We start from the raw sequence: 15,124 nt of genomic DNA on the forward strand, positions 1-15,124 counted from the left end.
TTGCACGTTACCGGGCCTCAGCCGGGGAGGACGTAGACGTGGTAGCTGTGCTCGGCCGCGAACGTGTCCGTGATGGTCCCGTTCACCACCGGCACCGAGCGGTCTTCGAAGAGCACCTTCGCCTCGCCGGTCAGCCCCGCGGGCAGGGCCAAGGCCTGCGGCCCGGGCGCCGTACCGCGCTTCGGCATTGCGAAGATGTACGTCGAACCGTTGTGCCGCTTGAACATGGTGTCCAGGTTCGGGCTGAACAGGTGGACCAGCGACTGCGTGTTCAGCACCGGCGCCAGTTCGGTCACCCGCCGGTTCACCTCGGTCACCGCGGGCCGGATCGCCGCCCCGCAGGCGTCGCGGAGGACGTGCTGCGAAACGCACTCGCCGCCGAAGTTGTGGTTGAAGTAGATGATCCCCCGAGCCTCGTGGATCAGGGAGTTGAACACCGCCCCCGCCAGCTGGTCACCGGTGATCGTGGGGGCGTCGGCCTCGGTGAACGGGTGGCCGTTCTCGATCAGCGCGTAGATCGGCTGCAGCTTCCCGTCGGCCAGGTCGAGCGAGCGCATCCGGTCCACCACCCGGCCGTAGTTCGCGGCCACCCGGCACTGCTCCGGCGCGACCCCGATCGCCGGCCCCTCCGACGGCGACGTGCAGATGTTCGGATCGGTGTACCAGTACAGATCCGCCGAGGTCGCCGTCGTGTAGTCGTTGACGAAGGTGCCCGCCTGCTCGTCGGTCTCCCAGAACATCACGCCCTTGCCGAAGTTCGCGTACCGCAGGCGGCCGTCGTCCGGGGGTAGCTTGTCCGCGAGCGTCTTCATCACCGTGTACCCGCACGGCTCCCCGACGCAGACCTCACCCTTGCCCGGCGCGTTCCCGGTCCACGCGCCGTGCCCGGGGCCCGCCCACATGTCGGGCTCGTCGGTCAGCGTCCAGCCGACCGTCTCCGGCCCGGCCGAATCGTTGGGACCGCTGGGAAAAGCGTGCATCCCGGCCTCGCGCACCAGCGGCAGCGAGCTGTTCGAGGTCAGTTCGAAGTACGTGTTGATCCCGGCGGCCTTGTCCAGCTCGGTGTCCTTCGGTTCGAGCACCGACTCGAACCAGACGCCGATCGGGAAGAACGACGGATCCGTCCAGCCCGCTTCGGCGGCCTTGCCGAACGCCGCGTAGTACGCCGGACCACCCTCCCACGGCACCGAGGCGAAGTTCGCCGGTGCCGGGCTGCTCGTGGTCACCGGGGGTGGCGGCACGGTGGGCGCGGCAGGCGAGCACGCGAGCGTGAGGAGCACGGTGCCCGAAAGTGCCGCCTGCCGCGCGGCCCTCATGCCGTTCGCCTCCGCAGCCCGCGGTCGTCCTCGCGGTGCTCGTACACCGACAGGCAGCCGGCGCAGGTCAGCGCGCTGTCCAGCGGCTCACCGCATTCGCACACCCAGCCCTTCTGCCGCGCCGGGTTGCCCGCGACGAACGCGTGCGCGGGCACGTCGCGCGCCACCACCGCCCCCGCCGCGGCGAACGAGTGCTCGCCGATCTCCGTGCCGCACACCACGACCACGCCCGCGCCGAGCGTGGCACCGCGGCGGACCTTGGTCAGCAGCAGCGAGTCCGGCCCGCGCTTGATGTGCGCGCGGGGGCGCAGGTCATTGGTGAACACCACGTTCGGTCCAAGGAAAACGTCGTTCTCACAGGTCACTCCTCGAAAGACGAGCGTCGCGTTCTTCACCGTCACGTTGTCGCCCAGCACCGCGCCGTCCTCGACGAACGCGCCATCGCAGATGTTGCAGTCCTTGCCGACCTTCGCGCCGGGCAGCACGTGGGCGAACGCCCACACCCGCGTGCCCGCGCCGACCTGGTCGCTCTCGCACAACCCCTGGGGATGCACCCGCACCTCGGTCATCGAACCGCCTCCATCAGCACTTCCACCACTTGTTCCTGTTGCGCCGCGGTGATCTCCGGGAAAAGGGGGATCGACAGCAGCTGCCCGGCCAGCCGTTCGGTGACCGGGAAATCGCCCGGCCGGTGGCCGAGCGAAGCGAAGGCGGGCGTCCGGTGCACCGGCGTCGGGTAGTGGATGCCCGCGCCGATCCCGTTGGCCTGGAGGTGCGCGAGGACCCGATCGCGCTCGGCCACCCGCAGCACGTACAGGTGCCACACGGGTTCGTTGCCCGGCAGCACCACGGGTGGCTGGACCTGCGGCAAGTCGCTCAACAGCGCGTCGTAGCGCGAGGCGGCCTCCCGGCGGGCGGCGTTCCACCCGGCCAGGCGGCGCAGTTTCGCCGACAGCACGACGGCCTGGAGGGTGTCCAGGCGGGAGTTGAAGCCGAGCGTGGTGTGCTCGTACTTCCGCGGGGAACCGTGCTCCCGCAGCAGTTTGACCCGTTCGGCGATCCCGGCGTCCTGCGTCAGCACGGCTCCGCCGTCACCGTAGGCACCGAGGTTCTTGCCCGGGTAGAAGCTGGTCGCCGCGACGTCACCGAGGCCGCCGGCCACCACGCCGTGACGCCGCGCGCCCTGCGCCTGAGCGGCGTCCTCGACCACGGAGGCCCCGGCCGCGCGCGCGATCGGCAGGATGTCCTCGACCGCCGCGGTCTGCCCGTACAGGTGGACCGGGAGGATCGCCTTGGTGCGCGGGTTGATCCGCGCGGCGAGCAGGTCCGGGTCGAGCAGCGCGGTCCGCTCGTCGACGTCCACCAGCACCGGCGTGGCGCCGGTGCGGGCCACGGCTTCCGCGGTCGCGATGAACGTGTTGGCGGGCAGCACGCACTCGTCACCGGGGCCGACGCCCAGCGCGCGCAGGGAAAGTTCGATCGCGTCCGTGCCGTTCCCGACCGCGGCGCAGTGCGCCACCTCGGAGAACGCGGCGAACTCGGCCTCGAACGCGGCGACCTGCGGGCCGCCGACGAACGCCGTCGCCTTGAGCACCGCGGCCCAGCCGTCGGCGACCTCGTCGGCCACCTGCCGGTGCTGTGCGGCGAGGTCGACCAGGGGAATTCCGCTCATTTGACTGCCCTTTCGCGGGAAAGAACCGGGTTGGCGTTGGCGTCGTCGGTGCGGGCCGTGCCACGGAGGCCCTGGTACTTGCGGTGCAGCTTGTAGCCGAACAACCCGGCGGCGCTGCGGGCCGCGTCGGCGGCGAGCGGGACGAGCGGCCGGGGCCCGTACCGCGCGGCGGTGTACTCGCGTTCCAGCAGTTCGGCGGCGCCGCGGAGGCTGAACCGCTCGAGTACCAGCTCCCGCGAGAACGCCCCGAGTTCCTGGCGCAGCACGGGATTGGCGATCACGTGGTCGAGCGTGTCCCGCAGTCCCGGCACACCCGAACCCCGCGACCCCGGGCCCTGCCCGTACCACCCGGCGGACAGGAACCGCGGTGCCGTCTCGCGGGTCAGCAGCTCGCTGAACCCGCGCTCGCCGACCACCACCAGCGGCTTGCCGAACGACATCCCGCGCAACGCCGAACCGCCCTGCCCGACCAGCACGTCCGCGGCGGCGTAGGCGGGCCGCGGATCGCTGATCTCGCCGGTCAGCACCACCACCCGCGAGCCGGCCAGCTCGTTCGCGCGGGCCGCGTGCGCCTCGACCTCGGGACGGCTGCGGCCGTCCCCGACGATCACCAGCTGCACCTTCCGGCCCGCGACCGCCAGCTCACCGACCGCGTCGCACGCGGCCAGCAGGCCTTCCAGCTTCAACTCCGGCACCAGGCGGCAGATCATCGCCAGCAACGGCACGGCCGGATCGAGCCCGTGCTCCTCGCGGAACGAGGTGTCCAGGTCCGGCCGGTCGGCGTCGGTGTCGACCGGCGGTTCGAGCAGGGTGACCCGCCGGTGCCCGGCGGCCAGCGCGGCCGCCCGGATCTCCTCGGTGCCCACGGTCATCGGCACCGCGCGCGGGAAGAACGGCACCACGGACATCGACATGACGGTGGCGTAGACCGCGGTCTCCCGTCGGGTTGCCGTCGCGGCCACCGCTTCCAGCACCGGCGGCCATTCGTGCCCGTGCACCACGTCGATGCCCAGGTCGTCGATGAGCCCGGCGATCCGCCGCGCCACCCGCGCCGACGGGCGACGGCGGTGCAGCGGGATCTCCACGTGCGGCAGCCGCAGCTCGCGCACGTAGTCGACCAGCGGCCCCGGCTCGGACAGCACGGTCACCTCGTGCCCGAGGTCGCGCACCGCCCCGGCCAACTGCAGCGCGTTGAGCTGCGAGCCGCCGATCTCCATCGCGTGCGGGTAGACCAGGATCCTCACTGTTCCCCCAGAGGTTTCGCCGGAACGCCTGCCCAGGTCTGCCCGGCGGGCACGTCGGTGAGCACCACCGAGCCCATGCCGATCACCGCGCCTTCGCCGATCTTGGTGAACTCGCGGACCAGCGCGCCCTGACCCAGGTACGCGCACTGTCCGATGTGGACTCCGCCGGCGAGCACCGCGCGGGCGGCGAAGCAGGAGTGGTCGCCGACCTCGTCGTCGTGCGTGAACACCACTTGCGGCATGGCCAGCACGTGCCTGCCGACCCGTTGCGGCGCGGTGACCACCACGCCCGCGAACAGGATCGAGCCGGCCCCGACCTCCGTGCCGGGGGCCAGCGAGGCGGCCGGGTGCACCACCGTGGCGTAGCGGTCGTCGGGCAGGTCCAGCCGCGCGGCGAGGTCCCGGCGCGCGTACGGGCGCCGGACGTTGGCCACGCAGATCACCACCGCCGCGTCGGTCCGCTCGTGGACCATGGCGGACGGCCCGAGCACGGGCAGGCCGTCGATCTCGGTGCCGTGCGTGGCGGGGTTGTCGTCGAGCGCGCCGATCGGGTTCCAGTCCGTCCCGGCACGAACCGCGGCGAGCGTCTCGCGGGCCAGGCCACCGGCGCCGACCAGCAGCAGTGGCCTCATCGGGTGACCACCGGACTCAGTGCGGCGGCGAGCGTGCCGACGATGTGGCGCTGGTCCTCGGCGGTGAGTTCGTGGTGCAGCGGGAGGATCAGCGAATGCCGCGTGAGCCGTTCGGTGACGGGCAGCGGGACGTGCGGGTGCCCGGCGTACGCGAGCTCCAGGTGGGACGCCATGATGCCGCGGCGCGCCGAGATCCCGGCCTCGGCGAGCGTGGCGAGCAGGCCGTTGCGGTCCACGTTCTCGTCGACCAGCACCCAGAACGCCTGGTAGTTCGTCTTGCCGTAGGCGGGATCGCGCAGCGGCCGCACGCCGGGCACCTCGGCGAGCAGTTCGTGGTACCGCGCGGCCAGCGACCGGCGTTGCGCGACCAGCGGCTCCAGCCGGGTCAGCTGCACCAGGCCCATCGCCGCCTGGATGTCGGTCATCCGGTAGTTGAACGCGGTTTCCAGGTACTGCTCGACGATCGCGGTACCGGCCGCGTGCCGGTCCGCGGCCGACACGCTCATCCCGTGCTCGCGCAGCCGCCGCAGGCGTGCGGCCAGTTCGGCGTCGTCGGTGGTGAGCATGCCGCCCTCACCGGTGGTCAGCAGCTTGCGCGGGTGGAACGACCAGGCGGCCAGCGGCGCGCCCGCGCCGACCTGGTGCCCGAGGTAGGTCGACCCGGCCGCGCAGGCGGCGTCCTCCAGCACCGGGATGCTGCCGCACAACCGGCGCAGCGCGTCCACGTCGGCGGGCACGCCGCCCTGGTGCACCGCGAGCACCGCCTTGGTGCGGGTGGTCAGCACCTCGTCCACAGTGGACACCGTGAGGTTGCCGGTCAGCTCGTCGACGTCGGCGAAGACCGGGGTCGCCCCGCAGTAGCGCACCGCGTTGGCGGTGGCGATGAAGCTGAACGAGGGCACCACCACCTCGTCGCCCGGCCGGACGCCGATGGCGTGCAGCGCCAGGTGCAGCGCCGTGGTGCACGAGGAGACCGCGACGCCGTGAGCAGCGCCGATCCGGGCCGCAAACGCTTGCTCGAACTCGGCCACCTTGGGTCCCTGGGCGATCCAGCCCGAGCGGACGACCGCCGCCACGGCGTCGGCCTCCTCGTCCCCCAGCATCGGCCGCATCACCGGAATCACGTGGTTCCCTCCCTGTTCTCCAGCAGCTCCATCAGGCGGGCCGCGCGTGCGGCCCACGAATGCCGGCGGGCGAACGCGCGCCGCGCCGCCACCCGCGCCTCGCCGGGCGAGGTGGACAGCGCGTCGAGCACCCCGAGCGCGTACGAATCCGCGTCGCCGGTGATCTCCAGTTCCCGGAACTCGGCCTGCAACCGGCGGCTCGCCGGCAGGTCCGTGCTCACCACGGGCAGGCCCGCGGCGAGGTATTCGAGCGTCTTCAGCGGGAAGGACGCGCGGTTGAACGCGGTGTCCGCGTACGGCGTCAGCCCCACCCCGAACCGGGCGAGGCAGGGCAGCAGCCGCTCGAACGGCACCGGCCCGGTGTGGTGCACGTTGTCCCGCGCGAGCAGCGCGTCGACCCGGTCCGGCTGCCAGCCCGGAGCACGCGGGCCGACCAGCAGCAGGCCCACCCCGGTGTCCGCGACCGCCTCCAGCAACCGCAGGTCGATCCGGTCGGACAGCTGCCCGGACAGCCCGGCGATCTTGTCCGGGAAGCCCGGCGGCAGTTCGATCGGCGTGACCTGGTCGATCCCGGCGTAGGCATCGGGATCGCAGCCGTTCGGGAAGACCTCCGGCGCCACCCCGGAGTCCCGCCAGCGCGCGGCCAGTTCGGGACCGACCGCCAGCACCACGTCCGCCCTGGCCAGGTTCCGCTGTTCCCCGGCGACGATCTGCCGGACGTCCATCCGCATCAGCTCGGCCCCGGCCACCCAGTCGTCGGTGCCGTAGAGCACGTTCGTCACGCCCGCGCCCCACCCGCCGAGCACGTCGTGGGTGGAGCAGGCGAGCACCGCGGTCGGCCACTGCCGCATCCCGCGCAGCGTGCGCCGGATCTGCGAGCGCACCATCGGCCAGGTGGCCGCGCGCACCCCCGGCCGGGACAGGCCCGGCAGGGCGACCGGGGTCAGCCGGGTCAGCCGGTCGGAGACCGGCCGGGTCCGCGATCGCCACTGCCTGCCCGCCCCGCTCAGCCCGCGGTAGCGCGCGGGCGTCGCGGGGGAGACCGGGGGATCCACCCACAGCACGTCGGTGTGCGTGGTGAGGGCCTCCGCGAGCTGCCGTTCGGAGCCCTTCACCCCGTCCCAGGGCACGCCCGAGACGACGACCGTGAGTCGTCGTCCCGCGCGGCTCGAGCGCCGGTGCCGTCCGGTCACGGGGCCGGCTGCCACACGACGTCGACCCAGTAGTTCGCCCCGCGGAAGGACGACTGCGGGAAGCCCGGCCCGACGTGGTAGACCCCGTTCGGGGTGTCCCCACCGGTCGCGCCCGCGGTCAGCGGGGTACTGGTCACCGCGGTTCGCTCGAAGTAGCTCCCGTCGGCCGCGTAGTGGCCGTTGGGCGCGGTGTACGAGGCGATGTAGGACTCACCGGCCTGGATGCTCACCGGTGTGGCGAACAGCAGGGTCTGCCAGCCCGTCGCGGTCTCGTTGACGAAGGTCCCGGTGGCCACCAGCTGACCGCCCGCGGTCCACAGGCTGCCGGTGTGCGTACCGGTGTTGCCCGTGCCCTTGAAGAACTTCACCCCGGTGACCGTGCCCGGCACGGACGAGCTGAACCGGACGCCCAGCTCGTACGAGCCGCTGTCGTTCTCGGCCTGCACCGTGGGCACGGTGGCCGAGGAGAACAGCGAGCACGGGCAGCTCGGCGTGGTCGTGGTGGTGAAGGACCAGGTGGTCGGCGTCGGCATGGCGTTGCCGTTGGCGTCGGCCACCTTCAGGTTCGCCGTGTAGGTGGTGCCCGGCGCCAGCTTCGCCGACGGGGTCCAGGTGACCGTCTTCTGGTCGGCGGACAGCGCCGCCGTGCCGGTCAGCTTGGCCAGGCCGGGGTCCTGCAGGGTGAACTGCACGCTGGACAGGTCGATCGGCTCGTTGAAGGTGGTGCTGACCGCGGTGGTCAGCGGCACGTTCGTGGCGGCCGAGGCCGGGGTGCGGCTGGTGACCGCCGGCGGGGTGGTGTCGCCGTTGAGCCCGTTCTGGAAGATCACGTCGACCCAGTAGTTCGACGAGCCCCACGAGTTCTGCGGGAAGCCGCCGCCCGAGCCGTAGCGGTAGACGCCGTTGCCGCCGTCGACCCCTTCGGCGAGCGCTCGGATGCCGGCGTGATCGGCCCCGTTGTCGCGGAAGTACGCGTTGTCCCCGGCGTAGTGCCCGTTCGGCGCGTAGTACGAGACCACGTAGGTGGTGTTCGCCTGCACCTGCACCGGCGAGCTGAACATCAGCGTCTGCCAGCCGACCGCGCTCTCGTTGACGAAGGTGCCGGTCCGCAGCGGCTGCCCGGCGGCGTTCCACAGCGTGCCGGTGTGCGTGCCGGTGTTGCCCGGTCCCTTGTAGAACCGCACGCCGAGCACGTTGCCCTTGCCGTCGAAGCGCACCTTGGTGCCCAGCTCGACCGGCGAGGAGTCGTTCGGATCGGCCTTGTTCACCGGGTGCGTGAAGTCGTCCCACACCGTGCACGGGCAGGCCGCCGGTCGGGGTGAGCCGGTGGTGAACTGCCACTGCACCTGCTGGGCCGCGTTGCCCGAGGCGTCCGAGGCCCGCACGGTCGCGGTGTAGACGGTGCCCGCGTCCAGCGCCAGCTGCGGGGTGAAGGTCACCTTGCCGCCGGTGGTGGACACCGTGCCGGGCTCGGAGCCGCCGGGATAGGTCAGCGTGAACTGCACGGTGCTCGGCGCGACGTTCTCGTCGAAGGTCACCGAGACCGGCGGGCTCGCCGTCGACACCGAGGTCTCGCCTGCCAGCGGCGCGGTGGACAACAGCATCGGCGCGCGGGTGTCCGGGCCGGGATCGAGCGCCCACACCACGTCCACCCAGTAGTTGGTGTCCTGGTAGCTGGACTGCGGGAAGCCGGGGCCACCGCCCTTGAACACGCCGTTCGTGCCGTCGACGCCGCTCTTCAACGCGGTCAGCGGGTCGAGTGAGACGCCGTTGCCGGTGAAGGTGAAGTTGTCCGCGCTGTAGCGCCCGTTCGGCGCGTAGTAGGAGGCCACGTAGGTGACCCCGGCGGTGACCGGCACCGAGGTCGGCAGCGTCAGCGTCTGCCAGCCGGTGGCCGTCTCGTTGGTGAACGTGCCGGTGCCGAGCAACTGGCCGTCCTTGGTCCACAGGCTGCCGGTGTGCGTGCCGGTGTTGCCCTGTCCCTTGTAGAACTTGATGCCGCGCACGTACCCGTCGGCCGAGGCGCGCCACTTCACGCCGACCTCGATCGCGCCGGCGTCGTTGGCCGCCGGGTTGGCCGGGGTCATCTGCGAGGTCCAGATGCTGCACGGGCAGGTCCGCATGTTGACCGTGATCACCCGCGACACCGGGGCGGACAGGTTCGCCGAATCGTCCACCGCGCGCACCTTGACCGTCGGCGTGCCGGAGGTGGCCGGGGTGAACTTGTACTGCCAGCTGGTGGTGCCCGCGGTCCACAGACCGGGGTGCCAGGTGGCGCCGTCGTCGACCGAGACCTCGACCCCGGCGACCTTGCCCGCGGCGTCGGTGACCGTGCCGGAGATGGTGTAGTCGGTGCCGACGGTGGTCGGCGGCGCGCTGGTGATGGCCACCGAAGGGGCCGCGGTGTCGGTGCTCGCCGACGCCGCGGCCAGTCCGGCCATCAGCGTGGTCGGCTGCACGCCCATGTCCGCCATCAGGTTCACCGTGGCCTGCTGGATCGCCGGGTCCGCGGTCTGGTCGTGCTCGGGGAAGGCGTGCTCGTTGTCCAGGCCCCACGCCCACTGCACGGTCCCGGCGCCGAACACCAGCGAGCCGCTGGGGTGGCGGTACAGCGTCAGCGCGTGGGTTTTGGTGCCGGAGCCGTATTCGTCGCCCTCGTTCTGCAGCACCCAGAACCCGTCCATGGTGACCGTGGTGCGCGAGAGCTGGGCCGTGCCGGGCGGGGTGAACCCGTTGTCCTCCACCGAGTTCCACTCGTAGCCGAGCGTGCCCGACTTGAAGGTGTAGACGTCACCGGCCGGTTTCTGCGCCACCGCGGTGTTGCGCCAGAGCCGCATCTTGCCGTACGCCGAGGGCACGGTGAGCGCGTCCTCGCGTTTGCCGTTGACGGTGAAGATGTTGCCCAGCAACGCGTTTTCCGGCTTGCCACCGTCCGACGGCGGGCTGTAGCGGGCGTCGCGCCAGGTACCGGTCCAGTCCGGGTGCGGGTCGATCTTGCCGTCGTGCTTGGTCTCCTTGTAGCAGACCAGCGTGCGCCAGTCGGTCGGCGCACCGGCGATGCTCGGCTCCCAGCGGGTCTTCCAGAACACCTCGTTGCCGGTCATGAAGGCCAGGTGCACCCCGGCGTCGCGGGCGGCCTCCACATTGGACCGCTGCTCCTTCGACCAGTACTCGTCGTGGCCGACGGCCATGAACACCTTGTGGTTCTTGATCAGCTGCCCGCGCCGCGCACTGTCCACATCGGTGGTGTAGCTCATGTCGTAGCCGTTGCGCTCCATGAACTTCAGCATCGGGAACTCGGCGTTGAAGATGAAGTTCTCGTCGCCCTGGCCGTAGAGCGGGCGGTTGTAGCTGACCTTGTACGCCGACCCCTGCGGGCCGGGGCCGGTCGGGTTGGCAGGCTGACCGGGCGCCGGTTCGCCGTAGGTGGTGAAGTACATGCTGTTGCCCGCGCGGTTCGGGCCGTTGCCGTAGGTGTTGTAGGCCTGCCAGGTCGAGTCCGAGGTCTGGAACAGGATCTTCGAGGTGCTCGCGTCGTCGCGGACGACAAAGGCGATCTCGTTCTCCGGCGGGTTGCTGGCCAGCTCCTCCGGCGTCAGGTTCGACCGCCGCAGCACCGCGTAGTACAGACCGGAGGTGGCGTTCGCGGGCACCGTCCAGGTCACCGAGGGCGCCCAGTTGCCGCAGTCGAGCAGGCCGGTCGGATCGGTCAGGCAGGCAGGCTGCGACTGGCTGCTGTTGCGGGTCGCGGTGCCCATGTACCGCGCCCCCTTGCCCTGGTAGTAGCCGAGCCGGTAGATCGTCACGCTGTACCCCGGCGCGTTCGTCTTCACCTTGAAGGTGACCGTCGAGCCGGGCGTGGCGCTGATGTCGGTGGTGAAGCCGGCGATGGTGTCGTCGAAATTGGACACCTGCCAGTCATCGGTGCCCGCCGCCTCGTTCTCGCAGGCGATCTTGTTCGCGCAGGCGGCCTGCGCCTGTGCCGTGGTGCCGAACGGCACCGGGGCGGCCACCAGGCAGCCCGCCAGTACGAAGAGGACCGAGGCCAGGAGCAGCGGCCGGTACCGGCGCCCCGCTCTGTGCTCCCCCTGGGTGGAATGGGCGTGCATGGTCGTGCCTTCCGTTCAAAGGGAGGTGACCGGGAAAACCCGGTGGCCAGACGCCGGGGAAATCGAGTGGAAGTCGAGTGTTGTTACAGCATTCCGCTCGGGCTCACGCGAATGAGTCGTCGCAATTCCATAACGTTGGTACTGGCAAGGAAAGCGCTACATAACGTAATGGCGGAAAGGGGTAAAGCGGCCGAACAGGTGGGAAATCACCCGGGTTCTTGATCTCGGGTTTTTTCCGCCACCAGCACCGGCGAGTTCTCGTCCAGCACTTCCACCCGCAGGTCGATCGACGCCTTGTCCACGCACTTGCCGGTCCGGGCGTCCCAGATCCAGTGGTGCCGGGGGCATTCGATCCGCCCGCCGCCGATGTCGGCGAAGCTGAGGTCCTCGCCGGCGTGCGGGCAGAACCGCTGCAACCGCAGCCCGTCGCGCTCGATGGTCTCGGTGTTCTGCCGTTCCCGCAGCATCTGCATGGTCTGCGCGGGGTGGTTCCCGTACCGCAGCAGGCCCATGAAGGTCAGGTCGAACACGTCCGGCTCGCGGTGCAGGCCCAGCCGCATCGACAGCAGCGCCTCCTCCCAGCCGGTCTTGCCGTCGACGATGGCGCGCAGCACGCGCGGCGGCACCAGCAGCGTGTAGTCCGGGTCGTAGGGCTCCTCGCCCTCGATCACGAAGTGCTCGGCGAGCCTGCCGAGCCGCACGTCCCAGTTGGTGGTGCCGGTGATCAGCCGGATGTCCTTGCTGAAGTCGCCGAGGAAGCGCTTGTTCCACCGCTGCAGCGTGCTGAAGTACGCCTCGACCTCGTCCATGGTGACCGCGGGCTCGGGGCCTTCGTGGAACTCCTCCCACTCGGCGCGGCGGCGTTCGCGGTAGGCGTCCAGGTCCTCGTCGAGCTTGCTGCCCGGCAGGCGCCGGGCGGTGGCGGTCTTCGCGGCCGGGTCCACCTCGATCGAGTCGCCGGGGCCAAGCCGCAGCACCTCGATCTCCGGGCAGGCCGTGGCGAAGCCGTCGGCGACCTGGTCCCAGACCGGGAAGATGGTGCTGTCGCGGTCGTTGTACTCGGCCAGGTCGGGGTCGAGGAAGCAGGCGGGCCCGGCCGAGGGCAGGTAGGTGCGCGCCCCGGTCAGCTTCGCCTTGCGGTAGAGCGTGTCCATCAGGTCGTCGCGGACCCCGGCCACCTTCTCCGCCATCATCGCGGGCGGGTAGTCGTAGCAGTTCGGGTACCACATCGCGCCGGAGAACTGGGCCGCCAGCAGGTCGATGTCCGTGGGCAGCTCGGACATCGCGGTGTTGCAGTCGTTCAGGTCGAGGAAGCGGTAGCCGTCGACGTCGACCAGCAGCCCGCTGTCCTCCTTGTGGCTGGTGTCCAGGTAGACGGTCACCGTGAAGCCCGGAGCCAGTTCGAGGGATTCCTTGTGCTCCAGGGCGATGACGTTCTCGAAGCCGAGCGCGCGGAAGTGCTTCACCATCACCTTGGAGCGGTACTTCGCCACCAGCACGGTGATCGACCGGTCCAGGCCGGCGAGCAGCTTCTCGTCGTAGTGGTCCTCGTGCGCGTGGGAGACGTAGAGGTAGTCCCACCGGCCCTCGACGACGTCGGGCAGGAGGTGCCGGTTGTCCGGGTAGGGGAACCACGAACCGAGGAACGCGGGGAAGAACCAGGGGTCCATCAGCAACCGGGTCCCGTTGTGCTCCACGGTGAACCCGGCGTGGCCGAGGTAGCGGATCGCCGACATCGAGGTTCCCTACGCTTTCTGCCACCACTCGACGAGCCCGCGCAGGCCGTCGGGCAGCTTGATCCGGGGTTCCCAGCCGAGGTCGCGCGCGGCCGCCGAGATGTCGGCCAGCCGCCGGGTGACGCCGTTGACCGCGCGCTCGGGGCCGTGCTCGGGTTCGAGGTCCGAGCCCATCGCGGTGAGCAGGCCCAGCGCCAGCTCGCGGAGGCTGGTCTCGGTGGCGTTGGCGATGTTGTAGACGCGGTCGGTGACCGGGGCGCGCGCCGCCAGGATGTTCGCCCGCGCGATGTCGTGCACGTGGACGAAGTCCATCGTCTGCGCGCCGTCGCCGAAGATCAGCGGGGGCTTGCCGTCGGCGATGCGTTCCATCCAGCGGATCAGCACCTCGGTGTAGAGGCCGTGCACGTCCATGCGCGGGCCATACACGTTGAAGTAGCGCAGCGCCACGTAGTCCAGGTCGTACATCGCCTTGAAGCTGCGGAGCATGCCCTCGTTGAACGCCTTCGCGGCGCCGTAAAAGGTGTCGTTGTTGTACGGGTGGTGGCGCTCGTCGGTGGGGAAGGTCTCGGCCAGCCCGTACACCGAGGCCGACGAGGAGGCGATCACCTTGCGCACCTTCGCCGCCGCGGCGGCTTCCAGCACGGTGAAGGTCCCGTCCACAAGGGACTCCAGGGCCAGGCGCGGTTCCTCGGCGCACTGGGTGATCCGGATGGCCGCGAGGTGGTAGACGAGGTCGATGCCCTCTGACAGCTCGTGGACCAGCTTGGCGTCGTTGATGTCGCCCTCGACGATGGTCAGCCGGTCGCCGGCCGCGTCGGCCAGGTTCTCCCGTCGGCCGCGCACGAAGTTGTCCAGCACGACGACCTCGGCGGCCCCCGCCTCGAGCAGCTGGTCGACCACCGCCGACCCGATCGTGCCCGCACCCCCGGTGACCAGGCACCGCTGTCCTTCGATGGGCTGCCCGCTCACGCGGCTACCTCCGTCTTGATCGGGACGAACGTCCCTCCGGCCGCCAGGCTTTCGCTGGCGGCTTCGAGCAGGGCGAGCACGCGCAGGCCGGACCGGCCGTCGGTGAGCGGGCGGCGGCCGCCGAGGATCGAGTCGGCGAACTCCGCCATCACCGCCCGCAGCGCCTCGCGCTCGGTCAGCGCCGGGGCCACCATGTCGCCGACGCGGTAGGAGATGATCGCCTGCTCGCGCTCGCCGGCGCCGAGATCGGTGCGCCGGTCCACGCCGCGGTCGTAGATCGACAGCCGCTGGCTCGGGTTCAGGTCGTCCCACACCACCGTGCGGCTCGACCCGCCGATCACCATCGTGCGGATCTTGGTCGGCGACAACCAGTTCACGTGCACGTGCGCCATCGCGCCGCCGGTCAGCCGGATGGTCAGGTGCGCGACGCAGGCGCGCCCGGCGCCAATCGGGTCGGACCCGTGCGCGGCCACCTCCAGCGGCTCCAGCCCGTCGGGCAGGATGGCGTCGAACACCGACAGGTCGTGCGGGGCCAGGTCCCACAGCACGTCCACGTCCGGCTGCACCAGGCCGAGGTTGATGCGCACCGAGTCCAGGTACTGGATGTCGCCGAGCTCGCCGCCGCGGACCAGTTCCCGCAGGTGGGCCACGGCGGGGGTGTAGCAGTAGGTGTGGTCGAGCATGAGCACCAGGCCGCGGCTCTCCGCCGCATCGACCAGCTGCCGCCCCTCGGCCAGGTTCGCCGCCAGCGGCTTCTCCACCAGCACGTGCTTGCCCGCTTCGAGCGCGGCGAGCGCCACCTTCAGGTGCGTGCCCGCCGGGGTCGCGATGGCCACCGCGCCGACCGAGTCGTCGGCCAGCACCTCGTCCAGCGAAGCGCTGGCGCGCACCGTCGAGTAACCGCCGAGCACCCGCTGCGCGCGGGAGATGTCCAGGTCACACAGGTACTCCAGGCGCAGGCCCGGTGTCGCCTGCGCGTTCCGGACCAGGTTCGGGCCCCAGTAACCGGCGCCGATCACGGCCAGGCCGATGCGTTCCACGTCCGACTCCCCGTTCCGCGGGCGCCCCTGCGGCCCGGCTCCACGCTGTGATTCGCCGGGCTGCGAGCAGTCGTTACACGCAGCGTGAA

General features: G+C 71.0%; 11 protein-coding genes. All 11 read right to left on the reverse strand.

The features are described 5' to 3' along the window. Positions 1 to 17: 17 nt before the first annotated feature. The 11 genes from JYK18_RS15015 to JYK18_RS15065 all read right to left on the reverse strand — a co-directional run bounded on the left by JYK18_RS15015 (position 18) and on the right by JYK18_RS15065 (position 15,035). Positions 18 to 1,316, reverse strand: a complete 1,299-nt coding sequence (locus JYK18_RS15015; protein WP_206802661.1) for a hypothetical protein — start codon at positions 1,314 to 1,316, stop codon at positions 18 to 20. Beyond that, positions 1,313 to 1,885 carry an acyltransferase gene (locus JYK18_RS15020; protein WP_206802662.1) on the reverse strand — a complete coding sequence of 191 codons (573 nt, stop codon included), beginning with the start codon at positions 1,883 to 1,885 and terminating at the stop codon, positions 1,313 to 1,315. Before JYK18_RS15020 ends, JYK18_RS15015 begins: the two co-directional genes overlap by 4 nt. After that, a complete protein-coding gene (locus tag JYK18_RS15025; RefSeq protein ID WP_206802663.1) occupies positions 1,882 to 2,988 on the reverse strand; it encodes a DegT/DnrJ/EryC1/StrS aminotransferase family protein in 1,107 nt (368 codons plus the stop codon). The genes JYK18_RS15020 and JYK18_RS15025 overlap by 4 nt, the downstream gene beginning before the upstream one ends. Beyond that, positions 2,985 to 4,232 carry a glycosyltransferase gene (locus JYK18_RS15030; RefSeq protein WP_206802664.1) on the reverse strand — a complete coding sequence of 416 codons (1,248 nt, stop codon included), beginning with the start codon at positions 4,230 to 4,232 and terminating at the stop codon, positions 2,985 to 2,987. The genes JYK18_RS15025 and JYK18_RS15030 overlap by 4 nt, the downstream gene beginning before the upstream one ends. Then, complete coding sequence (locus JYK18_RS15035; protein ID WP_206802665.1) at positions 4,229 to 4,864, reverse strand: NeuD/PglB/VioB family sugar acetyltransferase; 636 nt, start codon at positions 4,862 to 4,864, stop codon at positions 4,229 to 4,231. The genes JYK18_RS15030 and JYK18_RS15035 overlap by 4 nt, the downstream gene beginning before the upstream one ends. Next, complete coding sequence (locus JYK18_RS15040; RefSeq protein WP_307795913.1) at positions 4,861 to 5,988, reverse strand: DegT/DnrJ/EryC1/StrS aminotransferase family protein; 1,128 nt, start codon at positions 5,986 to 5,988, stop codon at positions 4,861 to 4,863. Before JYK18_RS15040 ends, JYK18_RS15035 begins: the two co-directional genes overlap by 4 nt. Continuing rightward, on the reverse strand, positions 5,985 to 7,181 hold the full coding sequence (locus JYK18_RS48000; protein WP_206802666.1) for a glycosyltransferase: 1,197 nt from the start codon (positions 7,179 to 7,181) through the stop codon (positions 5,985 to 5,987). The genes JYK18_RS15040 and JYK18_RS48000 overlap by 4 nt, the downstream gene beginning before the upstream one ends. Beyond that, on the reverse strand, positions 7,178 to 11,290 hold the full coding sequence (locus tag JYK18_RS15050) for a DUF4082 domain-containing protein (RefSeq protein ID WP_206802667.1): 4,113 nt from the start codon (positions 11,288 to 11,290) through the stop codon (positions 7,178 to 7,180). Before JYK18_RS15050 ends, JYK18_RS48000 begins: the two co-directional genes overlap by 4 nt. 206 nt (positions 11,291 to 11,496) lie before the next feature. Continuing rightward, complete coding sequence (locus JYK18_RS15055) at positions 11,497 to 13,026, reverse strand: MBL fold metallo-hydrolase (RefSeq protein ID WP_206802668.1); 1,530 nt, start codon at positions 13,024 to 13,026, stop codon at positions 11,497 to 11,499. Positions 13,027 to 13,035: 9 nt separating this feature from the next. After that, on the reverse strand, positions 13,036 to 13,995 hold the full coding sequence (locus JYK18_RS15060; protein WP_206802669.1) for an NAD-dependent epimerase/dehydratase family protein: 960 nt from the start codon (positions 13,993 to 13,995) through the stop codon (positions 13,036 to 13,038). After that, entirely contained in the window at positions 13,992 to 15,035 is a 1,044-nt protein-coding gene (locus JYK18_RS15065) for a Gfo/Idh/MocA family protein (RefSeq protein WP_206802670.1), read from the reverse strand. Before JYK18_RS15065 ends, JYK18_RS15060 begins: the two co-directional genes overlap by 4 nt. Positions 15,036 to 15,124 lie beyond the last annotated feature (89 nt).

This window comes from Amycolatopsis sp. 195334CR (assembly GCF_017309385.1).
GTDB lineage: Bacteria > Actinomycetota > Actinomycetes > Mycobacteriales > Pseudonocardiaceae > Amycolatopsis.

Coding starts and splice junctions, on each gene's coding strand:
- JYK18_RS15025 (WP_206802663.1), bottom strand. CDS start 2,988: ATGAGCGGAATTCCCCTGGTCGACCTCGCCGCACAGCACCGGCAGGTG.
- JYK18_RS15050 (WP_206802667.1), bottom strand. CDS start 11,290: ATGCACGCCCATTCCACCCAGGGGGAGCACAGAGCGGGGCGCCGGTAC.
- JYK18_RS15055 (WP_206802668.1), bottom strand. CDS start 13,026: ATGTCGGCGATCCGCTACCTCGGCCACGCCGGGTTCACCGTGGAGCAC.
- JYK18_RS15035 (WP_206802665.1), bottom strand. CDS start 4,864: ATGAGGCCACTGCTGCTGGTCGGCGCCGGTGGCCTGGCCCGCGAGACG.
- JYK18_RS15020 (WP_206802662.1), bottom strand. CDS start 1,885: ATGACCGAGGTGCGGGTGCATCCCCAGGGGTTGTGCGAGAGCGACCAG.
- JYK18_RS15015 (WP_206802661.1), bottom strand. CDS start 1,316: ATGAGGGCCGCGCGGCAGGCGGCACTTTCGGGCACCGTGCTCCTCACG.